Annotated in this window: 19 protein-coding genes and 2 pseudogenes; 7 read left to right on the top strand and 14 right to left on the bottom strand. The window is 68.8% G+C overall.

Going from position 1 to position 21,992, the window contains the following annotated elements; translation table 11 throughout:
- The 3 genes and pseudogenes from ASC56_RS32795 to ASC56_RS32785 form a co-directional block, all read right to left on the bottom strand.
- Positions 1–3,087, bottom strand: a 3,087-nt coding sequence (locus ASC56_RS32795) for a choice-of-anchor D domain-containing protein (protein WP_159039756.1), incomplete at its 3' end; no start/stop codon positions are given.
- A 323-nt stretch (positions 3,088–3,410) separates the two neighbouring features.
- Complete coding sequence (locus ASC56_RS32790; protein ID WP_234377171.1) at positions 3,411–3,695, bottom strand: helix-turn-helix transcriptional regulator; 285 nt, start codon at positions 3,693–3,695, stop codon at positions 3,411–3,413.
- A gap of 226 nt (positions 3,696–3,921) precedes the next feature.
- Positions 3,922–4,821: pseudogene (locus tag ASC56_RS32785) on the bottom strand (IS982 family transposase).
- Between the two features lie 154 nt (positions 4,822–4,975).
- Here ASC56_RS32785 and ASC56_RS32780 point away from each other — a divergent pair.
- Both ASC56_RS32780 and ASC56_RS32775 read left to right on the top strand, forming a co-directional pair.
- Positions 4,976–5,707, top strand: coding sequence for an alpha/beta fold hydrolase (locus tag ASC56_RS32780; protein ID WP_055495221.1), 732 nt, complete (start codon positions 4,976–4,978; stop codon positions 5,705–5,707).
- Between the two features lie 219 nt (positions 5,708–5,926).
- Positions 5,927–7,049, top strand: a pseudogene (locus ASC56_RS32775) (IS630 family transposase).
- Positions 7,050–7,085: 36 nt separating this feature from the next.
- On the opposite strand, the gene ASC56_RS32770 reads toward ASC56_RS32775, so the two are convergent.
- From ASC56_RS32770 to ASC56_RS32750, 5 genes are all read right to left on the bottom strand, one after another.
- Positions 7,086–7,583 carry a GNAT family N-acetyltransferase gene (locus ASC56_RS32770; protein ID WP_055495220.1) on the bottom strand — a complete coding sequence of 166 codons (498 nt, stop codon included), beginning with the start codon at positions 7,581–7,583 and terminating at the stop codon, positions 7,086–7,088.
- A gap of 1,137 nt (positions 7,584–8,720) precedes the next feature.
- Positions 8,721–9,020 carry a transposase gene (locus ASC56_RS32765; RefSeq protein ID WP_079102863.1) on the bottom strand — a complete coding sequence of 100 codons (300 nt, stop codon included), beginning with the start codon at positions 9,018–9,020 and terminating at the stop codon, positions 8,721–8,723.
- 759 nt (positions 9,021–9,779) lie between these two features.
- Complete coding sequence (locus ASC56_RS32760) at positions 9,780–10,316, bottom strand: transposase (RefSeq protein ID WP_055495218.1); 537 nt, start codon at positions 10,314–10,316, stop codon at positions 9,780–9,782.
- The gene (locus ASC56_RS32755) at positions 10,295–10,687 is read right to left on the bottom strand and encodes a helix-turn-helix domain-containing protein (RefSeq protein WP_055495217.1); all 393 of its coding nucleotides are present in this window, start codon (positions 10,685–10,687) and stop codon (positions 10,295–10,297) included. The genes ASC56_RS32760 and ASC56_RS32755 overlap by 22 nt, the downstream gene beginning before the upstream one ends.
- 210 nt (positions 10,688–10,897) lie before the next feature.
- Positions 10,898–11,392 carry a DUF6461 domain-containing protein gene (locus ASC56_RS32750; RefSeq protein ID WP_055495216.1) on the bottom strand — a complete coding sequence of 165 codons (495 nt, stop codon included), beginning with the start codon at positions 11,390–11,392 and terminating at the stop codon, positions 10,898–10,900.
- Between the two features lie 187 nt (positions 11,393–11,579).
- On the opposite strand from ASC56_RS32750, the gene ASC56_RS32745 reads away from it, so the two are divergent.
- Complete coding sequence (locus tag ASC56_RS32745; RefSeq protein ID WP_055495215.1) at positions 11,580–12,206, top strand: ATP-binding protein; 627 nt, start codon at positions 11,580–11,582, stop codon at positions 12,204–12,206.
- Between the two features lie 85 nt (positions 12,207–12,291).
- On the opposite strand, the gene ASC56_RS32740 is transcribed toward ASC56_RS32745, so the two are convergent.
- The 3 genes from ASC56_RS32740 to ASC56_RS32730 form a co-directional block, all read right to left on the bottom strand.
- Positions 12,292–12,570 (bottom strand): hypothetical protein, encoded by a 279-nt coding sequence (locus tag ASC56_RS32740; protein ID WP_055495214.1) that lies wholly within the window; start codon positions 12,568–12,570, stop codon positions 12,292–12,294.
- Entirely contained in the window at positions 12,567–13,223 is a 657-nt protein-coding gene (locus ASC56_RS43295) for a transposase (RefSeq protein WP_371330339.1), read from the bottom strand. The genes ASC56_RS32740 and ASC56_RS43295 overlap by 4 nt, the downstream gene beginning before the upstream one ends.
- 615 nt (positions 13,224–13,838) lie before the next feature.
- Positions 13,839–14,759: an NADP-dependent oxidoreductase gene (locus tag ASC56_RS32730; protein WP_055495212.1), complete on the bottom strand. Its 921-nt coding sequence runs from the start codon at positions 14,757–14,759 to the stop codon at positions 13,839–13,841.
- 108 nt (positions 14,760–14,867) lie between these two features.
- On the opposite strand from ASC56_RS32730, the gene ASC56_RS32725 reads away from it, so the two are divergent.
- Positions 14,868–15,791: an AraC family transcriptional regulator gene (locus ASC56_RS32725; protein WP_063785035.1), complete on the top strand. Its 924-nt coding sequence runs from the start codon at positions 14,868–14,870 to the stop codon at positions 15,789–15,791.
- 294 nt (positions 15,792–16,085) lie between these two features.
- On the opposite strand, the gene ASC56_RS32720 is transcribed toward ASC56_RS32725, so the two are convergent.
- Positions 16,086–16,778: a TetR/AcrR family transcriptional regulator gene (locus tag ASC56_RS32720; RefSeq protein ID WP_055495210.1), complete on the bottom strand. Its 693-nt coding sequence runs from the start codon at positions 16,776–16,778 to the stop codon at positions 16,086–16,088.
- 69 nt (positions 16,779–16,847) lie between these two features.
- On the opposite strand from ASC56_RS32720, the gene ASC56_RS32715 reads away from it, so the two are divergent.
- Positions 16,848–17,966, top strand: a complete 1,119-nt coding sequence (locus ASC56_RS32715) for an NAD(P)/FAD-dependent oxidoreductase (RefSeq protein WP_055495209.1) — start codon at positions 16,848–16,850, stop codon at positions 17,964–17,966.
- Positions 17,967–18,174: 208 nt separating this feature from the next.
- Positions 18,175–18,852 carry a hypothetical protein gene (locus ASC56_RS32710; protein ID WP_079102855.1) on the top strand — a complete coding sequence of 226 codons (678 nt, stop codon included), beginning with the start codon at positions 18,175–18,177 and terminating at the stop codon, positions 18,850–18,852.
- Between the two features lie 340 nt (positions 18,853–19,192).
- Here ASC56_RS32710 and ASC56_RS32705 read toward each other — a convergent pair whose 3' ends face one another.
- A complete protein-coding gene (locus ASC56_RS32705) occupies positions 19,193–19,789 on the bottom strand; it encodes a TetR/AcrR family transcriptional regulator (RefSeq protein ID WP_055495251.1) in 597 nt (198 codons plus the stop codon).
- Positions 19,790–19,876: 87 nt separating this feature from the next.
- Between ASC56_RS32705 and ASC56_RS32700 the strand changes: the two genes are divergently transcribed.
- Positions 19,877–20,740 (top strand): SDR family oxidoreductase, encoded by an 864-nt coding sequence (locus ASC56_RS32700; protein WP_055495250.1) that lies wholly within the window; start codon positions 19,877–19,879, stop codon positions 20,738–20,740.
- Here ASC56_RS32700 and ASC56_RS32695 read toward each other — a convergent pair.
- Complete coding sequence (locus ASC56_RS32695) at positions 20,715–21,857, bottom strand: ISL3 family transposase (protein WP_107309410.1); 1,143 nt, start codon at positions 21,855–21,857, stop codon at positions 20,715–20,717. The genes ASC56_RS32700 and ASC56_RS32695 overlap by 26 nt on opposite strands.
- Positions 21,858–21,992 lie beyond the last annotated feature (135 nt).

The raw sequence follows: 21,992 nt of genomic DNA, 5'->3' as shown, positions 1-21,992 counted from the left end.
GCCGGTGCCCCGGTACAGCCACAGGCCACCCTTGCTGTCGCGGGCGACGAGGTCCGCCTTGCCGTCCCCGGTCAGGTCAGCGATGCCGACGATGGAGTTGTAGATGTTCCAGCCGTAACCAATGGAGATGCGGGCCAGGAAGGGCGCCGAGGCGTTGCCGGTGCCCCGGTACAGCCACAGGCCACCCTTGCTGTCGCGGGCGACGAGGTCCGCCTTGCCGTCCCCGGTCACGTCACGGGCGCCGACGATGGAGTTGTAGATGTTCCAGCCGGGGCCGACCTGTTTCCGGGGTGCGAAGGGTGCCTTCGGGTTGCCGGTGCCCTGGTAGAACCACAGCGTTCCCTTGCTGTCACGGCCGACGACGGTTCCGGTGCCGTCCGCCATCTCACCGCTGATGCTGGTGACGATGTTGTAGGTGTTCCAGCCGGTTCCGATGGCGGCCCGGGTGGCCAGTGCCCCGGAGGGCACACCGGTGCCGCGGTAGAGCCACAGGGTGCCGGAGTTGTCCCGTGCCAGCACGGTGCCCAGCTGCGACGCCGGGGGCACACCGATGCCGGTGAGCGACTCCAGTTGTGCCCCCTGCCCGGCGTCGCCGGTGACCTCGTACGTGGCCGACTGGCTGCCGCTCACGGTCGGGGCGAAGGTGACCGTCTGGCGGACACTCTGCTCGGGACCGATGACCAAGCCCTCGGCAAGTTGGTCGGCGCTGCTGAACACACCTGCCGGAGCCTTCGCCTTGGTGACGGTGACCGGGATGTTCCCCGTGTTGGTGATGGTGAAGCTCCGCGTGCTCGACGTGCCGCGGACCACCGCGCCGAACGAGAGGCTCGTCGGACTGAACACCAGGTGGCCCTCGCCGCTGATCGCGTCGCCCTCGACCGGGATGGTGAGCGCACCGCTGGTGCTGCTCAGTGTGATCGACGAGGAGTTCTGGCCGGTGACCGTGGGCGCGTACCCGACCTGCAGGACGATGGAGCTCTGGGCCGGGATCACCGTCGGGTTCGCCGGGTCGGCGCTCGGCAGGTCGGCGGCCGTGAACGGTCCCTCGGGCGGGGTGACGGAGGTGATGGTCTCCGGGTCAGTGCCCGTGTTCGTCAACTGGACGTTCGCGGTGGCCGTGGTCCCCGTCGGCTGGTTGCCGAAGGACACCGTGCCCGGGAACGCAGCCAGACCGGACTTGGTACCGACGCCGTGCAGACTCAGTGCGAAACTGCCGGCGTCGGTGGCCACGGTGAGCGTTCCACTCGCGCCCAGGACCGCGGCGGGTGTGAAGGAGACGGGTATCGACAGCTGCCCGCCCGCCGGGATCGTCGGCGGCAGCGACGATGTGTCCGCGGTGAACGGACCGTCGACCGTGACGCCCTTGACGCCGAGGGAATGTGACGGGCTCTGGTTCTCCGTCAGGACGACGTCGGTGCTCGCGGAGCCGCCCACCGGCACGAGCCCGAATTCGACCGGGCTGCCCTTGAGCGGGCTGCCCACCGGATTGCCGAAGGCGTAGACCTTCCCCTCCCGAGTGCCGACGAAAACCTGCCCGCCGTCAGTGGCCGGGGTGGCGAACTTCGACGCGGTGCCGATCGGCGCGGACCAGACCAGCGGCAGGACGCCGTTCGCGTCGGGGACTGGCTCGTACGCGCGCAGCTGGGCGTTGACGCCGCTGGACCCGCCCGACCAGACCACCCACACCAGAGCGCTGCCCGAGCGCGTTCCGTCGGAGGTCACCACGGGCGATCCGCTGGTGTACGGGAAGGAGTCCTGGCTGGATCCGGCGACGGTCAGCGCGGGGTCGCCCGAGCCCGTCACGCCGCGGTGCAGCGCCACCAGTGAGCCACCGTTGCCGACGCAGTAGACATAACCGCCGTCACCGCCCCAGACCGCGGGGTGGCCCCACTGGCCCTTGAGCGGCCCGGTGGTTCCCACCACGTCGTCGGTCCCGCCGGTGCCCTGCGACCTGCCGCCGAGGTCGTCGCGGTCCAGCAGGAAGACCCGGCCGTCCTTGCCCTGCTGCACCATCAGATGCGGGTGGGAGGCGGTACCGAAGCTGTTCGGCAGGCCGACCGGCCCGCCGGAGGCCAGGTCCTTGTCCTGCTGGTCCAGGGTCGGCGCATTGGACGGACTGAAGAAGTCGGCGGCCTTGAGACTCCGGTCGGCCTGCGCCTGCAGCCGGACCACGGACTCCGCGAGCGTGCCGGGCGGCGCGCTGCCGGGGCCGGGCGCCGGGCTGACGCCGTTGCCGGTGGTGAGGAAGATCCGGCCGGGACCGTCCGAGACGAGTCCCCCGCCGGACTGCCAGATGCCGGCCCCGCTGTTGCTGGCACCGGTCTCCGTCGCCCACATCGAGGTCACCGAGGGGTTGGTGGTGCTGACGCCGACCACGTAGCCGCGATAGGGCTCGGCGTCGCAGTGTCCGCCGAACGCCGCGTACACCACCCCGTCGAGCAGCAGCAGGCCAGGACGCTGCATCTGGTACGCGGGCAGGAAGGACTGGGTGGGGTCGTTGGACGGGGTGCCCTGGATCGTCACGGGGAAGCCGGACTTCTCCGCCCCCGTGACCGGGTCGAGCGCGTGCATGTACCAGTGCGGGCTCAGGTGGGTGGGACCGTCGTCGACCTTGGTGGTCAGATAGACCGCGCCGCCGGCGGGGTCGTACACCGGGGTGGCGGTGCTGCCGACGTTCGGGACGAGGTCGCCGCAGTTGAGGGTGGACGCGGGCCATGCAGGCCCGAAGCTGCGCTGCCACAGCACGGCTCCTGTGGCGCGATCGAGGCCGTAGGCCCTGTTGTTCTCGGTGACCGCCACCACCGTGCCGCCGACGACGATCGGCTGGGCGTATATCTGCCCGTCGAGCTGCGCGGGAGCCCTCCAGAGCTGCCCGAAGGAAGAGGAGCGCACGTCGGACGGGCCGAGATCCGGTTCACTCCCGTCCCAGCCGGTCCGGAGGATGTCCACCGAGCCGGTCGTCTCACTCGCCTGCGCTTGAGAGACGCCCAGCCCGACCAGGCACGCGGTCACGGCGGCGGTCAGGGCGAGCGCCAGGCCGCGCCGCTGGGTGTGTCTGCGTCTGTGTGCGTGTCCGGTGGCACCCACAACCGCATCGCCTTGTGACATCGCCAAGGAAACCCCCCTGAGTCCCCATCCCCGAAGGGCCCTAGGCCCTCCCCCGTGCCACGACGGCCTCCACGATCGCGGGGAGGCTGCGCCACACGGGCCGCAACCCGCGCATCCAATCACAAACCGGCGTCCGTGCCTACGGTTGTGAAGGTTTGATGCATGCGGTCCCGCCGCATGCTCACGCACAGTCGACGTGTCACCTCACCCCCTGGCGGGGCACCGGACGGTCACCGGGGCAACGCGGTTGCTGCTTGAGGGGTTTCAGGAAAGAGGCCACCGACGACTCCCTCTCCCGTTGATCATTTGTCGGACACCGCCTGGTAGGGCAGCGACTTGAGCACGGTATCCAGGAGACCGGGAAATCTAGTGTCCAGGTCGTCGCGGCGCAGCTCTACGTAGCGGTTGCGGCCTGCGGCCCGGATCGAGACGAGCCCGACCTCACGCATGATCTTCAGATGGTGCGAGATGGTCGGCTTCTGCAGATACGGAATGCCGAGCGCGTCGGGCGCACAGCCGGCCTGGCGGCCGGTCGAGTAGACCTTCAGCAGCCGCAGCCGCACCGGATCGCCAAGTGCGTGCAGCACCTTGGCCAGCCCTTATGTGAAGAAACGGCTGGAGGTGCCGCAGGAGGTGGTCGCTGACCTGGCCTCCCATGGATGGCCAGATCCACCGTCGGCGTCTGTTCACCGGATTCCTCTTTCGGCGACGGCTGAAGAGTGGATTAGTAGCGACGCTTGGGTTTCTAAGGCTTGTCGCAACATTCCTTGATCATTGTGGAGTGTTGATGGCTAGATGATCAATTCCAAGGGGTCAGTGATCATACGAAGTCAGCGAACGGAGGGTGTCTTGTCCGGTGTGATCGTTGTGCCAGATCACGGCGGTCAGCGCGAGTATGCGCTGCATGACGCGGGCGATGACACCGCGGGGTGTGCGTCCTCGGTGCTGTTCGAGGTCGAGCTGTCCCTTGAAGGTCTCGTTGACCTGCCGCAATGGCTTGAACAGGGATCCGCCGGGCCGCTGCCGTTCGCCCTTGGGTCGGTCGTAGCAACTGGATTCCCTGCTGGGCGAGTTCTTGTTCGAAGTCACGGCCGAAGTGATTCTTGTCGCCGATCAGGGTCTGGCAGGGCCGGGCGGCGACGAGTGTGGTTCGGCCGCGAGCAGGTCCAGCAGGGTCTCGCGCTCGTCGGCCTTGGCCCCGGTCAGGGCGTAGGCGATCGGCAGGCCCTGCAGGGTGCACACCAGGTGCAGCCGCAGGCCCCAGAAGAAGCGGCTGTGGCTGGCGCAGTACCCGTACTGGGCCCATCCGGCCAGGTCGGAGCGTTTGACGGTTTCGCGGGAGCGGCCGCATTCCACGGGTGTGGAGTCCATTATCCACACGTCGTCGCTCCACATCGAGGTGTTGGTGGCCAGGATCCGGGTGATACGGCGGAGCAGGTCGGCCGCCTTGCGTAGCCGCTTGTTGTAGCCGGGTTGCTGCGGCAGGTACGGGAAGAGGTGCCGCAGTTGGGCCCGGGCATGTCGGAGCCACCTGGCCTCGGAGGTGAAACGGAGTATGGCCTGCATCATTGCTAGGGTGACCAGCTCGGCGTCGGTAAGCTGCGGCGCGATTCCCACGGTCGGCCGCCACGCCGCCAAGTCCGCGCGCTCCTTCAGCAGATCGTCTGTTGTCGCATGGAGTGCCGTCGCGAGGGTGTCCAGGTTGTTCGTCACACCACGATCTTGGACGCCCTCGTTCTCGTCTCCGCAGACTTGTGACTGAGCGCCACGCAGTTGGCAGTTTGAGTACCTTCTGGCATCTCCCTTGATCGCGAAAGGGATCCCGCCGGTAGAGTCGGCTTGAGGACGGTGCCACCTGGGGGGACTGATGACGGCAGCGGATGCAGTGCCCATAGTCTTCGTTCACGGGACGCGCTTCAGCGCGGGACAGTGGAGCATGCAGCTTGCCGCACTCCGGGACGAATTCCCGGTGGTCGCCGTCGACCTGCCCGGCCACGGGAAGCGCTCGGCTCAGCGCTGGAGCCTGAGCGCTGCGACGGAAATCATCGCTTCCGCGGTGGACTCGCTCGACCGAGGGCCGGCTCTGGTCGTCGGGCACTCACTCGGCGGATATGCCTCGCTGGAGTTCGCGCGGCGCTGTCCGGAACAACTACGCGGGCTGATCCTCGCGGGAGCCAGCGCCTCCACCCGCGGCCTCTGGGCAGCGCCCTATCGGTGGGTCGCCAGGCTGGTCCCTCGTATGCCTGCGGATCGCCTGGCCCGGTGGAACGACCGGTTGCTGCGGCGGCTCTACCCACGGGAAGTGGTGGAGGCGACCATCCGGTCCGGCTACGCCTTCCACACCCTGCCAGCAGCCTGGGACGAGGTACTCGGACGCTTCGACGCGGGTGCGATGCGTTATGTGAAGGCTCCGGTCCTCATCCTGAACGGCGAGAAGGACGCCGTCTTCCGGGCCGGGGAGGCGGACTTCGCCCGCGCGCATCCGCACGCTCGCGTCGAATTGATCCCGCGGGCGCGACACCTCGCGAACTTCGACGACCCAGATGCCTTCACCGATGCCGTCCGCCGCTTCGCCCGCCAGCTCTCTGCCGTCAGCTGAGCGCACCACAGCCGGGATCACCCGGCTCCCCTGAACACCTTGACAGCGACCGCGCACTCAGCCTGGTCAAATGGAGCACTCCCTAGCCAACTGTGATGCACAGGCACAAGACACCCCCTTGGAATTGATCGTCTAGTGCTCTGACCGGGAAGGTTCGCCGGGTTGGCGGTTGGAGCGGTTGGATGGGCGGTGACGTCCGGTCCGACCGCTGGAGGTGTGGTGGCTGAGCCTGTGCGGGTACGCAGACTGACCGACCAGGAGGGGCCGAAGCTGCAGCAGATCGTGCGCCGGGGAAGTACGAGTTCGGTGCGCTATCGGCGGGCGATGATGCTGCTCGCGTCCGCCGGCGGGAACCGTGTCCCGGTGATCGCCCAGCTGGTCCAGGCCGACGAGGACACAGTGCGGGACGTGATCCACCGGTTCAACGAGATCGGCCTGGCCTGTCTGGACCCTCAATGGGCGGGAGGCCGTCCCCGCCTGCTCACCCCTGACGACGAGGACTTCGTCATCCAGACGGCCACCACCCGCCCCACCAAGCTCGGCCAGCCCTTCACCCGCTGGTCGATCCGCAAACTCGCCGCCTACCTGCGCCGTGTGCACGGACGCATCATCCGTATCGGCCGTGACGCCTTACGGTGCCTGCTCCGGCGCCGCGGCATCACCTTCCAGCGCACCAAAGACATGGAAGGAGTCGCCCGACCCCGAGCGAGACGCCAAGATCGACCGCATCGAGCACGTGCTGGAGCACTTCCCAGACCGGGTCTTCGCCTTCGACGAGTTCGGGCCCCTGGGGATCCGGCCCACCGCAGGCTCCTGCTGGGCGAAGCAGGGCAAGCCCAACCGACTGCCGGCGACCTACCGCCGCACCCACGGCGTCACCTACTTCCACGGCTGCTACTCCGTCGGCGACGACCGGCTGTGGGGCGTCAACCGGCGCCGCAAAGGCACCGCCAACACGCTGTCCGCGCTGAAGTCGATCCGCGCCGCCCGGCCCGACGGCGCCCCGATCTACATCATTCTGGACAACCTCTCCGCCCACACCGGAGCGGACATCCGCCGCTGGGCGAAGAAGAACAAGGCCGAGCTGTGCTTCACCCCGACCTACGCATCCTGGGCCAACCCGATCGAAGCCCACTTCGGCCCGCTGCGGCAGTTCGCCCTGGCCAACTCCCACCACCGCAGCCATCCCGCGCAGACCCAGGCCCTGCACCGCTACCTGCGCTGGCGCAACGCCAATACCCGCCACCCCGACGTACTCGCCGCACGACGCAAGGAACGCGCCCACATCCGCAGCGAGAAGGGCATCCGCTGGGGCGGACGCCCCCTCGCCACCGCAGCCTGAGCACGTGGGGGATCCCGCCGTGCCCGGATGTGGAGATCAGACAGCGGCCAGGCTCTTCGCCATGACCCGCTCCCTGCCCACGCCATCGGGCAGAAGATCACCGGGCTCACCCGTGTCCGTGAAACCGTGCCGCTCATAGAGCGCGGTCGCCTTGCGGTTGTCCGGCATAACGGACAACCGCAGCGTCGTGGCACCGCGCTCCGCCGCCCACCGCTCGACCGCCTGGATCAGGCAGTCACCCACGCCCTTGCCCCGAGCCGTGGGGTTGACCCACATCGAGATCAACTCCACATTTCCTGCTCCCTCGCCCGGCACTCCGCTGGCCATGCCCACCGGGAGGCCGTCCAGAAGCGCGACGAGATCATGCGCGCCAGGAATCGACAGACGGGCACGCCAGCGTTCCTCTCGGTCTCCGGAGCCCTGCCACTGGGCCAGCGTCGATCCGAACGCGTAGGGCGCCTCAGCAAGCGCGGCCAGTCGCAACTCCCGCCAAAGGGGCCAGTCGTCTGATTCCAGGGTGCGTAGTTCAAGCATGATCCAGACCCTGCCCGCCCACCAACGTGGTCAGCAAGTTGATTACAGCCATGCAAACGAGGTCGTTTCGCCCTGCGACCAGCCGAAACTGGGGAGCAGCGGGACTCGCGCACCCGCAGGCCACGAGACCTCGGTGAACCTATCCGGTCACGGCACTAGCGAACTTCGACGACCCAGATGCCTTCACCGATGCCGTCCGCCGCTTCGCCCGCCAACTCTCTGCCGTCAGCTGAGCGCACCACAGCCGGGATCACCCGGCTCCCCTGAACACCTTGACAGCGACCGCGCACTCAGCCTGGTCAAATGGAGCACTCCCTAGCCAACTGTGATGCACAGGCACAAGACACCCCCTTGGAATTGATCGTCTAGGCGGGGACGCATGCGCAGGCTGGAGCTCGAGGCTGAGTACTGGCGCCTCCTGGCAGCCGGGGTGGGCAGCGTCGAGGCGTGTAGCCAACTCGGTACCGGATGTAAAACGGGCTATCGGTGGCGAGCGGAGAACGGCGGCCTGAAACCGGACTATCTCCCGGAGGCCTCCCGGTCAGGCCGGATGGTCTCCCGCCATGTGGTGTAGCGGCGATCAAGGCGAAGCCGCAGGTCACGCCTCAATCAGCCCGCCTCGGCGCTGCCGACTATCCGTCGGGTGAGAACGGCCGTCGCGACCGTCGTCGCGGAGCTCCTGGGCCTGGCCTCGGTGTAGATCACGTCAACGCTGACGCCGCAGCGCCGCTGGCGGGATGCACTGACGTGGCGTCAGGTCAGCGCAATGGGCAGCCACTCGAATCCGGCCCGCGAGCCGCACGTTCATCATGATCGCTGCTACACCACTGGGCAGGACACCGTCTTGACTGGGCGCCTGGCACGTCCGGTCCGGTGCTCCCGCTGGTGGCCGGACGCGCCATACGGTGCGACTCCCTGACGGCATAGGGCCGGTCAGGGAGCTTTGTCGGCGGCGCGGTGATGCCCCTACCCCGCTCGGGAGGCGAAGCCCCTCGGGCCCGCCCATCATTGTGGGGCTGTGGCTGCCCTCCGCGGTCTTGCGCCAGTAGTAGAAGCTGGAACGGGCGATACCGAGGATGGTGCACAGCGGCTTCACGCCGAAGCGGCGCTGGTGGTCGGCGACGAACTGGAAGCGGTTCACCAGCGCGTCTCCCCGGCGAAATACTTCGCTGCCTTGCGCAGGATCTCGCGTTCCTCTTCCAGCTCGCGGACCTTCTTGCGCAGGGCCGCGTTCTGCGCCTCCAGCGACGTGGGCCGCTGGGCCGGCACCTCCGCCCGGCGTCCCCGGGGCCGGCTCGCCCCCGCCGCCCGTACCCCGTTGCGCAGCGTCTCCGGGTTGACTCCCAGATCAGCGGCGACCTGCCTGATCGTCGCTCCGGGACGCGACTGGTACAGCGCGACCGCGTCCGCCTTGAACTCCGGCGGGTAGTGCTTCATGACCACGAGATGTCTGTTCTCAGATCCTCAAGATCCACGTCTCAAGTGTCCAAGATCCGGGGGAAAGGTCCGAACCGGGCTACACCACTCGATGGGACACCATCCCCGACCTCCGTGCGGGCAGCGGACTTCGAGCCGCGTCACGCATCAAGCGTCCGCTGCGCGCCATGTGGGGTCTACGAACTGACCTGGGCGGGGAATGGGCGGGCCACCTGGCAGTACGGCACGGAGATAGTCCCCGGAGTCCCGCACATCGTGTGGCGGCGCATCGGCACCCACGACGTCCTCAACGGCCCCTGAACGCAGTGCTCGCCGGGCGCCGGTGTCTCCGTGGGCTCGGAGGCGTCGGCACGCAGCGCCTTCACGGTCCTTTCGCAGGCCCTGGCCGACCTGCTCCCGGAAGGGGTAGACCCGCGGGTTGGTCAGTGCCTCCCGCCGCAGAGCCGCGAGGGCCTCGATCCACTCGACAGCGTCCTCGGGCAGCGTGTAGGGCTGTCCGCTCAGACGCGGGGTGCCGGGGGGATCTGGGCCAGGAAGCCTACTCCCCGCGCCCGCGGTGCCCGCCTGTTCACCTCACTGACGCCGGGCCTGCGGCGTCTCGCCGACCGGGGCTTTCGCGGCTTTGACCTATGGCGGGCCGCCGCCGCAACCGGCGCTTCTGTCCGCAGTTTCGTGAGTGGCGGTTCTTGAGGGAGCCGTCCGCTAAGCGGGTTTTGGTGAAGTTGACTGCTGATCCTTTGACGCGTGCACGTTGAGGGTCTAGGGCCTGATCGACTGCGCTACTGACCGCTTCGGCGGTCGTGTGGACGCGCTCGGGGTAGTCCTCGTACTTCGCCAGCGCCATACCCGCTCGATGTCGTTCAGCTCGGGGCTGCGAGGCGGGAGGTAGAAGAGTTCGACGCCGATGGCGGCCAGTTCCTCCCGGCGTCCTTTGAAGACCCGGGCCACGTGCGCGGAAGCGTTGTCCAGGACGACGGTGCACGGTCGGACGCGGGTGAAGGCCACAGGGGGTTTGTCCAGTGCGGCGGCCCCACCGGGCAGGCGGGCCACCCGCGTGCACACGAACTCCAGCAACATGACCGCGTCGATCTTGCCGCAGGTCCTCTCCCAGACCAGATCGGCGTGCAGTCCCACAGCCAAGGCCCCCAGGACGTTCACGCGCCGGCCTCTCTTGTCCTCGCGTGGCACAACAGCCCGCTGTCCCGCCCGTGACCAGGTATATCCGGTGGGCATGGTCGGGGCGAAACCGCTCTCGTCGAGGAAGAACAGGTCTCTCACGCCCTGGTTCGCGTCCATCCGTAAAGCCGCAAATCCTCCAGCTGGGCCCGCGCGGCCTGCTGGAGGACGGGGTCGGCCTTGTGCCGCAGCGTGTCCCGGGTCCGTTTCCACCGGAATCCGTCCCGGTGCAGTAACTCGGTCAGCCAGGCCGCCGAGACCCGCGCGCCCCGTTCCGCAGCCAGCCAGTCACACAACACGGCGGCAGTCCAGGTACGGCCCTGCCGGGCGGACTCGTCCAGCAGGGCGGCCAGTGCCTCGCGGTCCTCACGTGTGACCGAGGCCGGGCGACCCGGGTGCGGGGCATCCGTCAGCGCGTCGAACCCGCGGGCCGCGAAGCGGTGGACCGCACCACGCACGACGACGTCGTTGCATTCGAGCAGGTCAGCCATCGGGCACGGTCAGGCCCCGTCCCATCAGCCGTATGCACTCCAGATGCAGTCTGATGCCCGGCGTGAGATCACGTGCCCGCAGACGCTTAAGCACCTCGCGCTCCTGATCAGACGTCAACTCCACACGCACGACCTTCGGCATGGGCAGCCCCTCCCGCCCTGCCTCATACCCGAACCATGGCACTACATCACCGAGGCCGCTCCCCTCGGTCAAGGCATTTCGAGTTCGGGCAAAGAGAAGAAACCCGTGATTGCCTCCACAATCCGCTCCTCGTTGTCGTCTCTGTCAAGGTCCGCCTGGGGCCCGATCAGGTTCGCCGCCGTGAGGGCGGCCAGCAGCAGGTCGGGCTCCTCGCCTCCCCGGTAGTACGGAGTCTCGAAGCTGAAGGCGGTGATCAGTCGTCCATCGCGGAGGTACTGGAATGAGGGGCCATGGGCTTTGGCGAGGCATGGTTCGATCACGAAGACGACGAGCTCGCCGCCGGCCGGGCACAACTGCCCATATTCGGCAAGGCCGTAGTCACCACTCGCCCAGCTAAGCATGTCGTGCATCACCAAGCCCCAATCGGTGCCCTTGCCATACGCGAGTGGCTTTCGCCGCTGGCCGAGGAGTCCTTGCGTGAGCGCGTCCAGAGAGATCCCCCGGAAGAAGACGACGTTGGCTTCCTCGTGGTGCGGGAGCGGGCCGTGTATCCAGTGCGTCATACCGGGCACCGTAGAGGAACCCACTGACAAGCCCGCGCAGCCACGCGTCGTCTCCAAGCGGCGGCCAGTGGGTCTGCGCCAGGTACAAGAGCAGGCCCTCTGGTCGTGGGCCTGGGCAGCCAAAGAATCAGTACTCGACTTCGCAGTAACCGCTTAGGTCGTCATGAGCGGGTTGGATACTTGCCTGATGGACGTCTCGAGGGGTTCCTGGGTCAACACCACGCACGATTGGTCAAGCACCGTCGATTTTGATCATCTGGCATATATCAGACAGAGTCCGGAGAATTTCGCGCCCGGCGGCCCGTGGCACCTTGTCCTTGAGGTGCTTGCCTATGCTGCCGATGAGGCATCGAGCAGGGGCGGAGGACGCTGTCTCGTCACGCTCTATCCGGACGGCTCCTTGTCCGTGGCGGATGACGGGCGGGGCACCGATACCCGGATGGACGAACACGGCCAGATCGTGAAGAAGCCAGTCATGGCGTCAAAGGATCTTCGCTTCTTCGACTTCGCAGACACGGAACTGCTTCCGGATGGCCATCCTCGTCGCGGCATGTCGGTTGTAGCAGCGCTCAGCGAATGGCTCGTCCATACCAACTGCCGCCTCAATGGGGCCTGGACCCAACGCTACGAACACGGCGTTCCGGTGACCGACCTGGAGTCTGTCGAGGCCGACGGCACCACCGGGACGCTCGTCCGCTTCATGCCGGATGTGCCGTTGCGTTCGGTGGGCGTATCGGCGGAGGGCCAGTTGCAGCGTCTGGCCATGGCGTGGCCAGATCTGGACATTCAAATTGACGACCGCCGTAATGCCTGAAGGGCATGGCTGGGTGAGGATGCGGGTCCGGAGGAGTTCGAACGAAGCCCGACCTTACATGGCCTCTTGAGAGTTTTCACCCGGTTTACGTGACCCTCAACGACACTGGAACTCCGCGGAGAGTAAGGCCGGCGGTGACGGCGTCGAGGTCCTGGCGAAGGAAGCCGGCGAAGCCCTGCATCGGCTTCGGCGCGTCCTGCTCGGCCTGCCGGATCCTGTCCAGCAGCAGGTATCCCCGCTGGTGACGGACCAGATCGGCGAAGGCCCGGGCCAGGTCGCAGGCCCGGGCGATGTCCGGGCAAGCGAGCCGAACCTGAAGCAGCCGCTCGTCCTGGCTCTCGGTTCGCGTCTCACGGGGCCTCATGATCCAGGAGGTGATCTTACGGGGGCTCGGGACGTCGGCCCGGACCGATTCGGCGGTGCCTGCGCGGAGGGCGGGGAGGTGTTTGCGGACGACCTGGCGGCTGCCCGGTGCCAGCGGTCGGCCACTTCCAGGGGGTGAGGGGCGGCTTCCCTGGCGGCCTTGGTGTGGGCGGTGGCCCGGTCCCGGCAGATGATCTCGGCTCCGGGATGCTCGGCCGGCCAGGCCGCGAACGTCTTCGAGGTGCGGTCGGGCAGTACGCCCACGACGCGGCCAGCCTCGACGTCGACCAGCACGGTGCCGTAGGTGCAGCCCTTGCGGAAGGCGAACTCGTCCGCCCCCAGCACTCGTGGAGCCCGGTCCGGCACCGTCGGGGCCTTCAGCCTCAGCAACCGGGTCCGGCCCACGGTCAGCCTCAGGCGTCGGCGCAGCCGCGCGGCCGGACGGCCGCCCAGCTCCACCGCGATCGACCGCAGCCAGCCCGTCAGCCCGATGCCGACGGGATCCCAACGGCCTTTCGTCCAGGCTGCTTTGGTAGGTGCTGTGCACGTGTATCGCCCGCTTCCGGCAGTCCGAGCACCGGCCCGGACAAGCGGTGGACACCGCCTCCACCAGTAGGGCGCCGGAGGTGTCGCTGACGCGCTCCACTCGCACATCGATCCCGGGAGGATCAGCACATCCTCGACCGTCCTACTCGCCACGGCAGGAAACACCCTGCCGAAACGATGTCTCGTTCTCGCCGCTGACCTGGAAATTCACGGAACTGCGGACAGAGCCCTCAAAACGACCAGGGGTACTCGTCGCCCCACTCGCTCCAGCGTTCAACGAAGTGGGGAGTCTCAGCGAGCAACGCGCGAGTCTCTCGCCGGGGCCGCCTGCGGTTGCGTCCACGGATGTGGTGTGCGGGCCGTGCCGGCCGGTCAGTTGACCTTGTAGGGGTAACCGTAGTAACCACCCACCTGGTCCGGGTGGTAGTGCAGGCAGCCGTCGCCGCCTTTGCCCGTGGATCCGTCGCCGGCGGCGCAGCTGCCCGGGCCGCTCGCGTACGCCGCGGGCGCCCCCAGGGCGAGGCCGGCGGTGAGAAGCCCGACGGCGGTGGTTGCGGTGAGCAGAGTCCTTATCCTGCGCAGGAGAGGTGCCCCCTGTGTCGTCAGTACCTCGCGCTAGAGCCTGCGCACAGTCTCGGCGGCATCGCGTGGCCATACGGAGTGCCGTGCCGACCGGCGGTGTCGTCCGCCGGTCGGCGCGGGCTGTTGCTCAGGAATGGTGCTCTACGGCACGAGCACGATCTTGCCGCGTGTGTGCCGGCGCATCAGATCGCGGTATGCGGCGTGGACCTCGGAGAGCGGGTAGCTGCCGGCGATCGGGACTTCAAGGTCGCCGGTCGTGACCAGCTTGACGAGCTCGGCCAGCACAACGGCGTTCGCGGAGCCGCTCATGCCCTCGCTCTTGACGCCGGTCCGGGACGCACCGGCGAAGTCGATGATCGTGTTGATCCTGTCTTTGGCGACGCCGAGTTCGAGGGCCAGGTCGACGTACCCGTCGCCGAAGGTGTCGACGAACGCGTCGACACCATCGGGCGCGGCCGTACGGATCCCTTCGAGCACGCCGTCGCCGTAGGTCACCGGGATCACGCCGCGCTCGCGCAGCCAGGCGTGGTGGGTCTCGCTGGCCAGCCCGATGACGGTGGCCCCGGAGCGGCGCAGCAACTGCACCGTCAGCGAGCCCACCCCGCCGGCGGCGCCGGAGACGACGACCGTGTCGCCCGCACCGGCCCCGACGGCGCGTACGTTCGAGTACGCCGTGGTTCCGGCGACGAACAGCGAGCCGCCGACCTGCCACGGCACGGCGGGATCGCGCGGCACGAGGTTGCCGGACGGGACGGCGACCAGCTCGGCGTGACTGGCGCGGGTGTCCACCCAGCCGATCACTTCGTCACCGACCGACCAGTTGTGCACCGCGGAGCCGGTCTCCTCCACCACGCCGGCGAGGTCGCTGCCCTGACCGGACGGGAACGTCGCGGGCCATCGGTCATGCAGAGCGCCGGACCGGATCGCGTTCTCGCCGGGGTTGATCCCGGCGGCCCGCACGCGCACCAGCACCTCGTCGGCAGCGGGCTGCGGCCGGGGCACGTCCCGGACCTCCAGCACGTCGATGTCGCCGTACTCGTCGAACTGCACAGCCTGGGGCATGTCGCCCCTCCCTTCGAATGCCTCTTGTCCTTCCCCAGTAGAAGACCAGCCCGCAGAGGTCTGATCCATGCTGGATTCGCGCGAAGAAATATGCGAGCGTCTCAGGGCATGGACGTACTGACCGATCTACTGCAGCGCTCACGTGCGCGCGGCGCCGCGTTCTCGCACTCGACGGCTCGCGGCGAGTGGGGGGTGCGCTTCCCGGCTGGCGCCAAACTGGCGATCCACGGCATCCTCGGCGGCGAGGCGTTCGTGTGGACCGACGACGCCAGCCGGTCCCGCCGCGTGCTGCCCGGCGACATCATCCTGGTCCGCGGGCCGTCCGAGCAGTTCATGGCTCATGCGCCGGGCGCCGACGTGATCCCGTTCGTCGGCCATCCCTCCTCCGGCCCGCCGGGCGGCGCGCGGCGGATGGTCTTCGGCAGCGCGGCCGGCGATCCGACCACGTTCTTCTGCGGGGCGTACACGTTCGAGGGGGATCTGTGCGCGGGGCTGCTCGCCGGGCTGCCGGACCTGACCGTGGTTCGCTCGCGCGCCGGGTCGAGCCTACGCGCGAGCCTCGACCTGTTCGCCGGCGAGCTGCCCCGCGAAGCTCCGGGGCAGCAGGCCCTGCTGGACAGCCTGCTCGACGTGATCCTGGTGCAGGCGTTGCGGGAACAGCTCGCCGCCGATGTGACGGCCGCGCCCGCCTGGTTCCGCGCAATGGACGACCCGGCGGTCGGGGCCGCGCTGCGCGCCGTCCACGCGAGCCCGGACCGCGCCTGGACGGTCGCCGACTTGGCCGACGAAGCGTCGGTGTCGCGTGCGACGTTCGCGCGCCGGTTCACCACGCTGCTCGGCGTGGCCCCGCTGACCTACGTCAGCGACTGGCGAATGGCCCTGGCGCGCGAGCAGTTGCGCGACGGCGACGCCGGCCTGGCCGCGGTCGCGCGCTCCCTGGGATACGCGTCCGAGTTCTCCTTCGCCGCCGCCTTCAAACGCCACCACGGCATCCCACCCGGCCGCTGGCGCACCGCCGCAGCCTCGAAGTGAACCGCACCCCGGCCGGCACTCGGCCCGTAGCCCGTCGCAAGCGCCGGACCAGCACCTGTGCGGAACGGGGGCCGACGCCGGGCGACGAGATCCCGCTGCGCACGTGGCGACTTACAACGGTGACCGGACCGACCCCGACCTCTAAAGGCACCGGCTTGCGGCCCCTCCACGACCCGGCTCAAGAAGCGGACGCTTCCGGCGCCGGCACCAGCGTGATGAAGTGGTGGCGGCGCAAGCCCGCACGGCCCGTGGGCACCGACCCCGACCTCGCTCGCATTCGGCAGGGGCTGAGCGTCACGCCGGCGGCCGGGTGAGTTTGGCGGCCACGGCATCGAGGACCCAGTCCAGGCCGGTCGCGAAGGATGCCTCGGCGTCCACGTCCGTGCCGTCGTACACGGCCTTGGCCAGCGCCGGGAAGCGGCCCGTGGCCAGCATTCTCGTCACATGCGGGCCGGAGGCGCGCTGCCAGTCGCGCTTGGACAGTCCCGTGGCGCGCTCGGCCCGCAGGTTCGCGATCTCGCGCCTGATCGCGCCGGTGAAGTAGGCGCTGACAGTCTCCACGGCGCGCATGACGGTGTCGATGTCGGCGAGGCCGTCGAGGGCGGCCAGCTTGGCCTCGGTCACGGCGAGGCCGTTCGGGCCCAGGGCCGGGCGGCCGCCGAGCAGGTCGGCCAGCCATTCGTGACGGAGGGCGGCCTGCCTGGTGCGGTGGGCGAGGATACGCAGCGCCTCCCGCCAGTCACCGGGCTGCTCCTCGGGGAGAATCTCGGCCTGGACCTCGTCGACCATGAGGTCGAGCAGCTCCTGCTTGGTGGAGATGTATCCGTACAGCCGCATCGGGCCGGCGTTCAGCCGGGCGGCGACCTTGCGCAACGACACCGCCTCCAGCCCGCCCTCGTCGGCCAGCGCGATGGCGGCGGCGACGATCCGCTCGCGGTCGAGCGGCACGGGACGAGTCGGCGGCTCCGGCCGGTCCCACACAGTCATGGTCACACCGTTCTGTTGCGATGCAGCGTAATTGCGATGCAGCGTAATGGGGAAATACAGTGTATCGATATGAGACATCGTATCGCCGTGGTCGGGAGCGGCCCTGCCGGCCTTACCTTCGCCCGTGTCCTGCACCGCCATGGCCACCCCGTCGCCGTCCTCGAACGCGATCTCGCCCCCGACGCCCGCCCCCCGGGCGGCACGCTGGACCTGCACGAAGGGCTGGGCCAGCTCGCGCTGGACAAGGCGGGGCTGCTGGCGGAGTTCCAGGCGCTGTCTCGCTCCGAGGGGCAGGCCATGCGCATCCTGGACGCGGACGGGACCGTCCTGCGCGACTGGCGACCCCGTCCGGATGACCGGGCCAATCCCGAGATCGACCGCGGGCAACTTCGTGACCTGCTGCTCGGCCCTCTCGACGTCCAGTGGGGTCGGGGCGTGACGCAGGTGGTGCCGGGGACCCGGGATGGCGTACTGGTCCATTTCGCGGACGGGCGGCAGGAGACGTTCGACCTCGTGGTCGGCGCGGACGGCGCCTGGTCCCGGATCCGCCCGGCAGTCTCCTCGGTGACGCCGCACTACACCGGCGTCACCCTGGTCGAGACCTCCCTCGACGACGTCGACACCCGCCACCCTGACCTCGCCCGGCTGATCGGCGACGGTTCCGTGGCTGTGTACGGCGTGAACCGAGCCCTCGTCGCCCAGCGCAACAGCGGCGGCCACGTCAAGGTGTACGCACAGTTCCGCGCGCCGCTGGACTGGCACACGAACCTGGACCTGGCCGACGCCGAGGCCGTGCGATCGAGCCTGCTGGCTCTGTTCGACGGCTGGGCCGCTCCCGTCCTCGACCTCCTCCGCCACGGCACCGCTTTCGTCCACCGCCCTCTCTACGTCCTGCCCGTGTCCCACACCTGGACCCACGTTTTCGGGGTGACGCTACTGGGCGACGCCGCCCATCTGATGCCCCCATTGGGGGCGGGCGCGAACCTCGCGATGCTGGAAGGCGCCGAACTCGCCGAGTCCATCGCCACGGGCCCTGGAGATCTGGACGAGGCCGTCCGCGCCTTCGAGGAACAGATGTGGGCACGGGCCGGCAGGTGGGCGAAGATCACGATGGCCGGCCTGGAACGCCTCGTGAGCCCGGAGCCCGCCGAAGCCCTCGCCCTCTTCGACGAAGTCCAGCCATCCTGACGGCCAAACGCGAGAGCACCAGCACTAACAACTGGCCACGGCTTCACGGGACGGTACGGCACCCGCGCGGTCCCTTCCGGCGAAACCACCGTTGGACGAACGCACGGACGCCTGCACCGCGCAGCCCTCAGCTCGTTACCGCCAAAATCCGGTCCGATCCTCCTTGTGGGCCGGTCCATATGCAAGGCGAGTCAGCGACGGCCACCACATGTCTCATGAGACACGTCAAAGTCTGGAGAAGGACGGCTACCGCGCCCAGCTCGCCGTGTACGCGGGCGGGCGGGTGCTCTTGCGCTCCCGGCAGGGGACGAACATGACGGCGTCGTCCCCTGAGATCCGGGCGGCGGCCCTCGCGCAACTGCCGGCGGACACCCGGCTGGATGGTGAAGTGGTGGTGTGGGAGCGGGACCGGTTGGCGTTCGAGCGGCTTCAGCAGCGGCTCGTCCGGCGTGGGGCCGGTGCGGCCGAGGCGGCGCGCCAGTGGCCGGCGCACTACCTGGTCTTCGACCTGGTCCATGCGGGCGCGGACCTGACCGGCTGGTCGTATGAGCGGCGGCGTGCAGCGCTGGAGGAGCTGTTCGCGGACCAGGGGCTGGAGGCGCCGCTGACGGTGTGTCCGTCGACCACCGACCCGGCTGTGGCGAGAGGGTGGGTGGCGTGGACGGCGGCCGGGTTGGAGGGGCTGTGCTTCAAGCGGCTGGACGAGCCGTATCGGCCGGTGCGGTCGTGGCGGAAGTACAAAAACAGGATGAATTGCATCTGCCACAACACTTCACCGGGACTGAAGAAGCGGTTCACCCGCGTCAGACCGGTGCGCACGATGCCAGATCAGACAGCCGAAGGCCATGACATGTTCGAAGCCGTGGCCGACCTTCCTCCATCGTGATCAGTGACCTCTTCGGCGTCAGCGCTACCAGCGCCCACAGGTGGGCTCGGTTCGCCCAGGACGGCTGGGCGGACTACCTCGCTGCCTGCACGAACGACGACGCGGGTCCGCCGGAGGAATCTCGATGTCAATGGCCAGTTCAGATTCCTCAGCGGCGCGCACCTGACGGCGAGCTATCTGGCCGCGCCTTCGTCACCTTCCGTGACTACCGGATCGGACATGCCGGCGATCTGTCTCCAACGAGGCTGTCGCCGCCAACGTCCGCGGAAGCGGCCTGACCGGGCCCGTGGCAACGCGTGTACCGGGCCGCGGAGCCTTCTTCGACCGGGAGCGTCGCCTGTCACCGCAGCTGGTTGAATGCCTGGTCGGCATCAGCTACGGCCTCGGGGTGGACGTCGTGGGCGGTTCGACCGTCGGCGATCTTCTGCCAGTTGGTCCGGGCGAGCACCCGTTGGACCGCGAGTACCTGGGCGGCTCGCAAGCGTGCCTGGATGCCTTCGCCGAGGGCGTCCGCCAGTGCCTCCTCATCCTCGAGCTGGTACCGCGTGAGCCGTCCCGCCAGGCTCGGTGTGGTGAACACCAGCCGATGGAACGCCACCACCTCGGGATGATCGTTGAGGCCGGTGACGGGGTCGTGCCGATCGAGGCCGGCCCGGAAGTGCCGGTGCAGCGCCGTCACCGGCTTGATGCCGGACCTGCGGTCACGTACGACGCGTGCCGCCTCGCCCTGGTGGTCCGCAAACCGGTGGAGAACCAGGTCTTCCTTGGTGGGGAAGTACCGGAAGAGGGTCGGCTTGGAGACCTCGGCCGCCGCGGCGATGTCGTTGACCGAGACGCGGTCGAAGCCGCGCTCCAGGAACAGCGAGACGGCCGCGTCGCCGATGGCGTCGCGCGTTCGCTCCTTCTTGCGGGCCCGCAGTCCCGTCGACTCGCTCATCTGACCACTGTAACATTCATGCCCAGGTTGCTTTTTTAACCAAGTAACGTTTTCATGGGCGGCGTGAATCAGATGGACATTCCTCCCGTGCTCGTAACCGGGGCGACGGGCCGGCTCGGCCGCGTCGTCGTCGACCAACTCCTCGACGCGGGCGTGCCGGTCCGCGCCCTCACCCATCGCTCCGCGGCGGCGGCGACGCTGCCGGCGAAGGTCGAGATCTTCACCGGCGACCTCACTGTGCCCGAGTCGCTCGACCCGGCATTGAAGGGCGCCGGTGCGGTCTTCCTCGTCTGGACCGCCCCGCCTCAGACCGCCGCGGCAGTCGTCGAGCGGCTGGCAGCCCACGTGCGGCGGGTCGTCTTCCTCTCCTCCCCGCACCAGACGCCGCACCCCTTCTTCCAGCAGCCCAATCCCATGGCGGTGCTGCACGCCGACATCGAGCGGCTCATCGCGGCCGCCGGACTCGAGTCGACGATCATCCGGCCGGGGATGCTCGCGTCGAACTCGCTGGCCTGGTGGGCGCCCGCGATCCGGGCCGGCGAGGTCGTCCGGTGGCCATACGTCGCTGCCGAGACGGCACCGGTCGACGACCGCGACGTCGCAGCCGTCGCGGCGCGGACGCTCTATCAGGACGGATACGCCGGAGGCGACTTCGTCCTTACGGGCCCCGAATCGCTTACCCAAGCCGCGCAGGTGGACCTCATCGGTGACGCCCTGGAGCGCCGGATCGCGTTCGAGGAGATGACTCCGGACGAGTTCCGAAGCCTGTCGGAGGGTACGGCACCCAGCTCGGTCGTCGACATGCTGCTCGCCGCGTGGAGCGCGGCGATCGGACAGCCCGCGTACGTCACCACTGCGGTGGCCGACATCCTCGGGACGGCGCCGCGAACGTTTCGCCAGTGGGCCGCCGATCACGCCACCGCGTTCACGGAGGGTTCGGAGGGTTCGTAACCTCGTCGACCGCGACCTGCGCCCCCGGCCGCAGCCCTCGCTCCAGCGGTCGTCGAGGTAGGTCTTGCTCGTCCAGGACGGAGGATCGGTTCTGCCACTGACCGGTGAAGAGGTCTTCGGGCGTGGCGGCATCCGCGTATTTCTTGACGGTGCGGCTGGTCATACGGAGCTGGCGCTGGATCGCGCGGCGGCTGTGTCCCGCCTCCAACAGCGCGTGGACGGTGGCATGGGTCGTCCGGGTGCGGTAGGCGAAACGGTGGCCGGTCGGCCATAGCGAGCCGGACTCTTCCTCCTCGGCGGCTTGTTGTGGCTCGGGCTCAGGCGCCTCGGGCACCAGGACGCGCAGGCAGCGGCGGTGTTGTGCGACGGTTCGTTCGGCGGCCTCGCTCAGGTTGTTCCACAAGTGCCACCGGTCCGCGACCTGGACGGCCTGCGGTGCCCCGGCGGCGGTGCCTTCGGCGAAGAACGGGGCGCGGTCGCGGCAGACGACCTCAACACTGGGCCGCTCGGCCAGCCACGCGGCCAGCGTTGATGCTTCCCGGTCGGGCAGCAGGTCGACGGGCCGTCGGATTTCGATGTCGACGAGGATGGTGCCGTAGTGGCGGCCTTTGCGGGTTGCGTACTCGTCGACCCCGACAGCCCGCGGCGCGGGCATGACCGTCTCAGGAAGGGCGTCGATCAGGCGCGGGACCGTGCTGCGGCTGACGGTCACCCCGAATGCGCGGGCCAGCCGGGCGCCGGCCCGGCCGGCGAGGGCGAGGCCGACCGCAGCCAGCATGGCACGCAGTCGCTCGGTGCGCTGGCCGTGCCTGCGGGTCAGGCCGGGTATCTGCTCAACGAACGTGCGTCGCGCGCACGCCGTGTTTTCGCAGGCGAGTCGGCGGACGCGTAACTGAAGCACGATGCTTCGTCCGGCGCTCGGGACATCAGCGGGAAACCGCAGGTAGGACCCGTGAACACGGCTGGACCATGCCCCGCACCCCGGGCATGCGGCGCCCTTTGCGGTGCATTGCGCGTCGACGCGTACCATCTCGATGTTCACGTTCACCGACAGCACCGCAACGTCCGCGATCGACGGGAACAGCAGCTCCTCCAGCTGGAGAACGACCCCTTCCACGGCCCTGAACTCTCGGCCCAATCACCTTGACGTTGGCTCACTTTCGGGCGGCTTCGGTGCCGCCCAGGGACACGGTGTCGTCACTCAGAGTGGCCGCGCCACAGGAGTTGAGCCATAACCCGAGTCCAGAACCCG

The organism is Streptomyces sp. TP-A0356, assembly GCF_001417775.1.
Taxonomy (GTDB): domain Bacteria; phylum Actinomycetota; class Actinomycetes; order Streptomycetales; family Streptomycetaceae; genus Streptomyces.
This window is presented reverse-complemented; position numbering and strand designations above follow the sequence as displayed.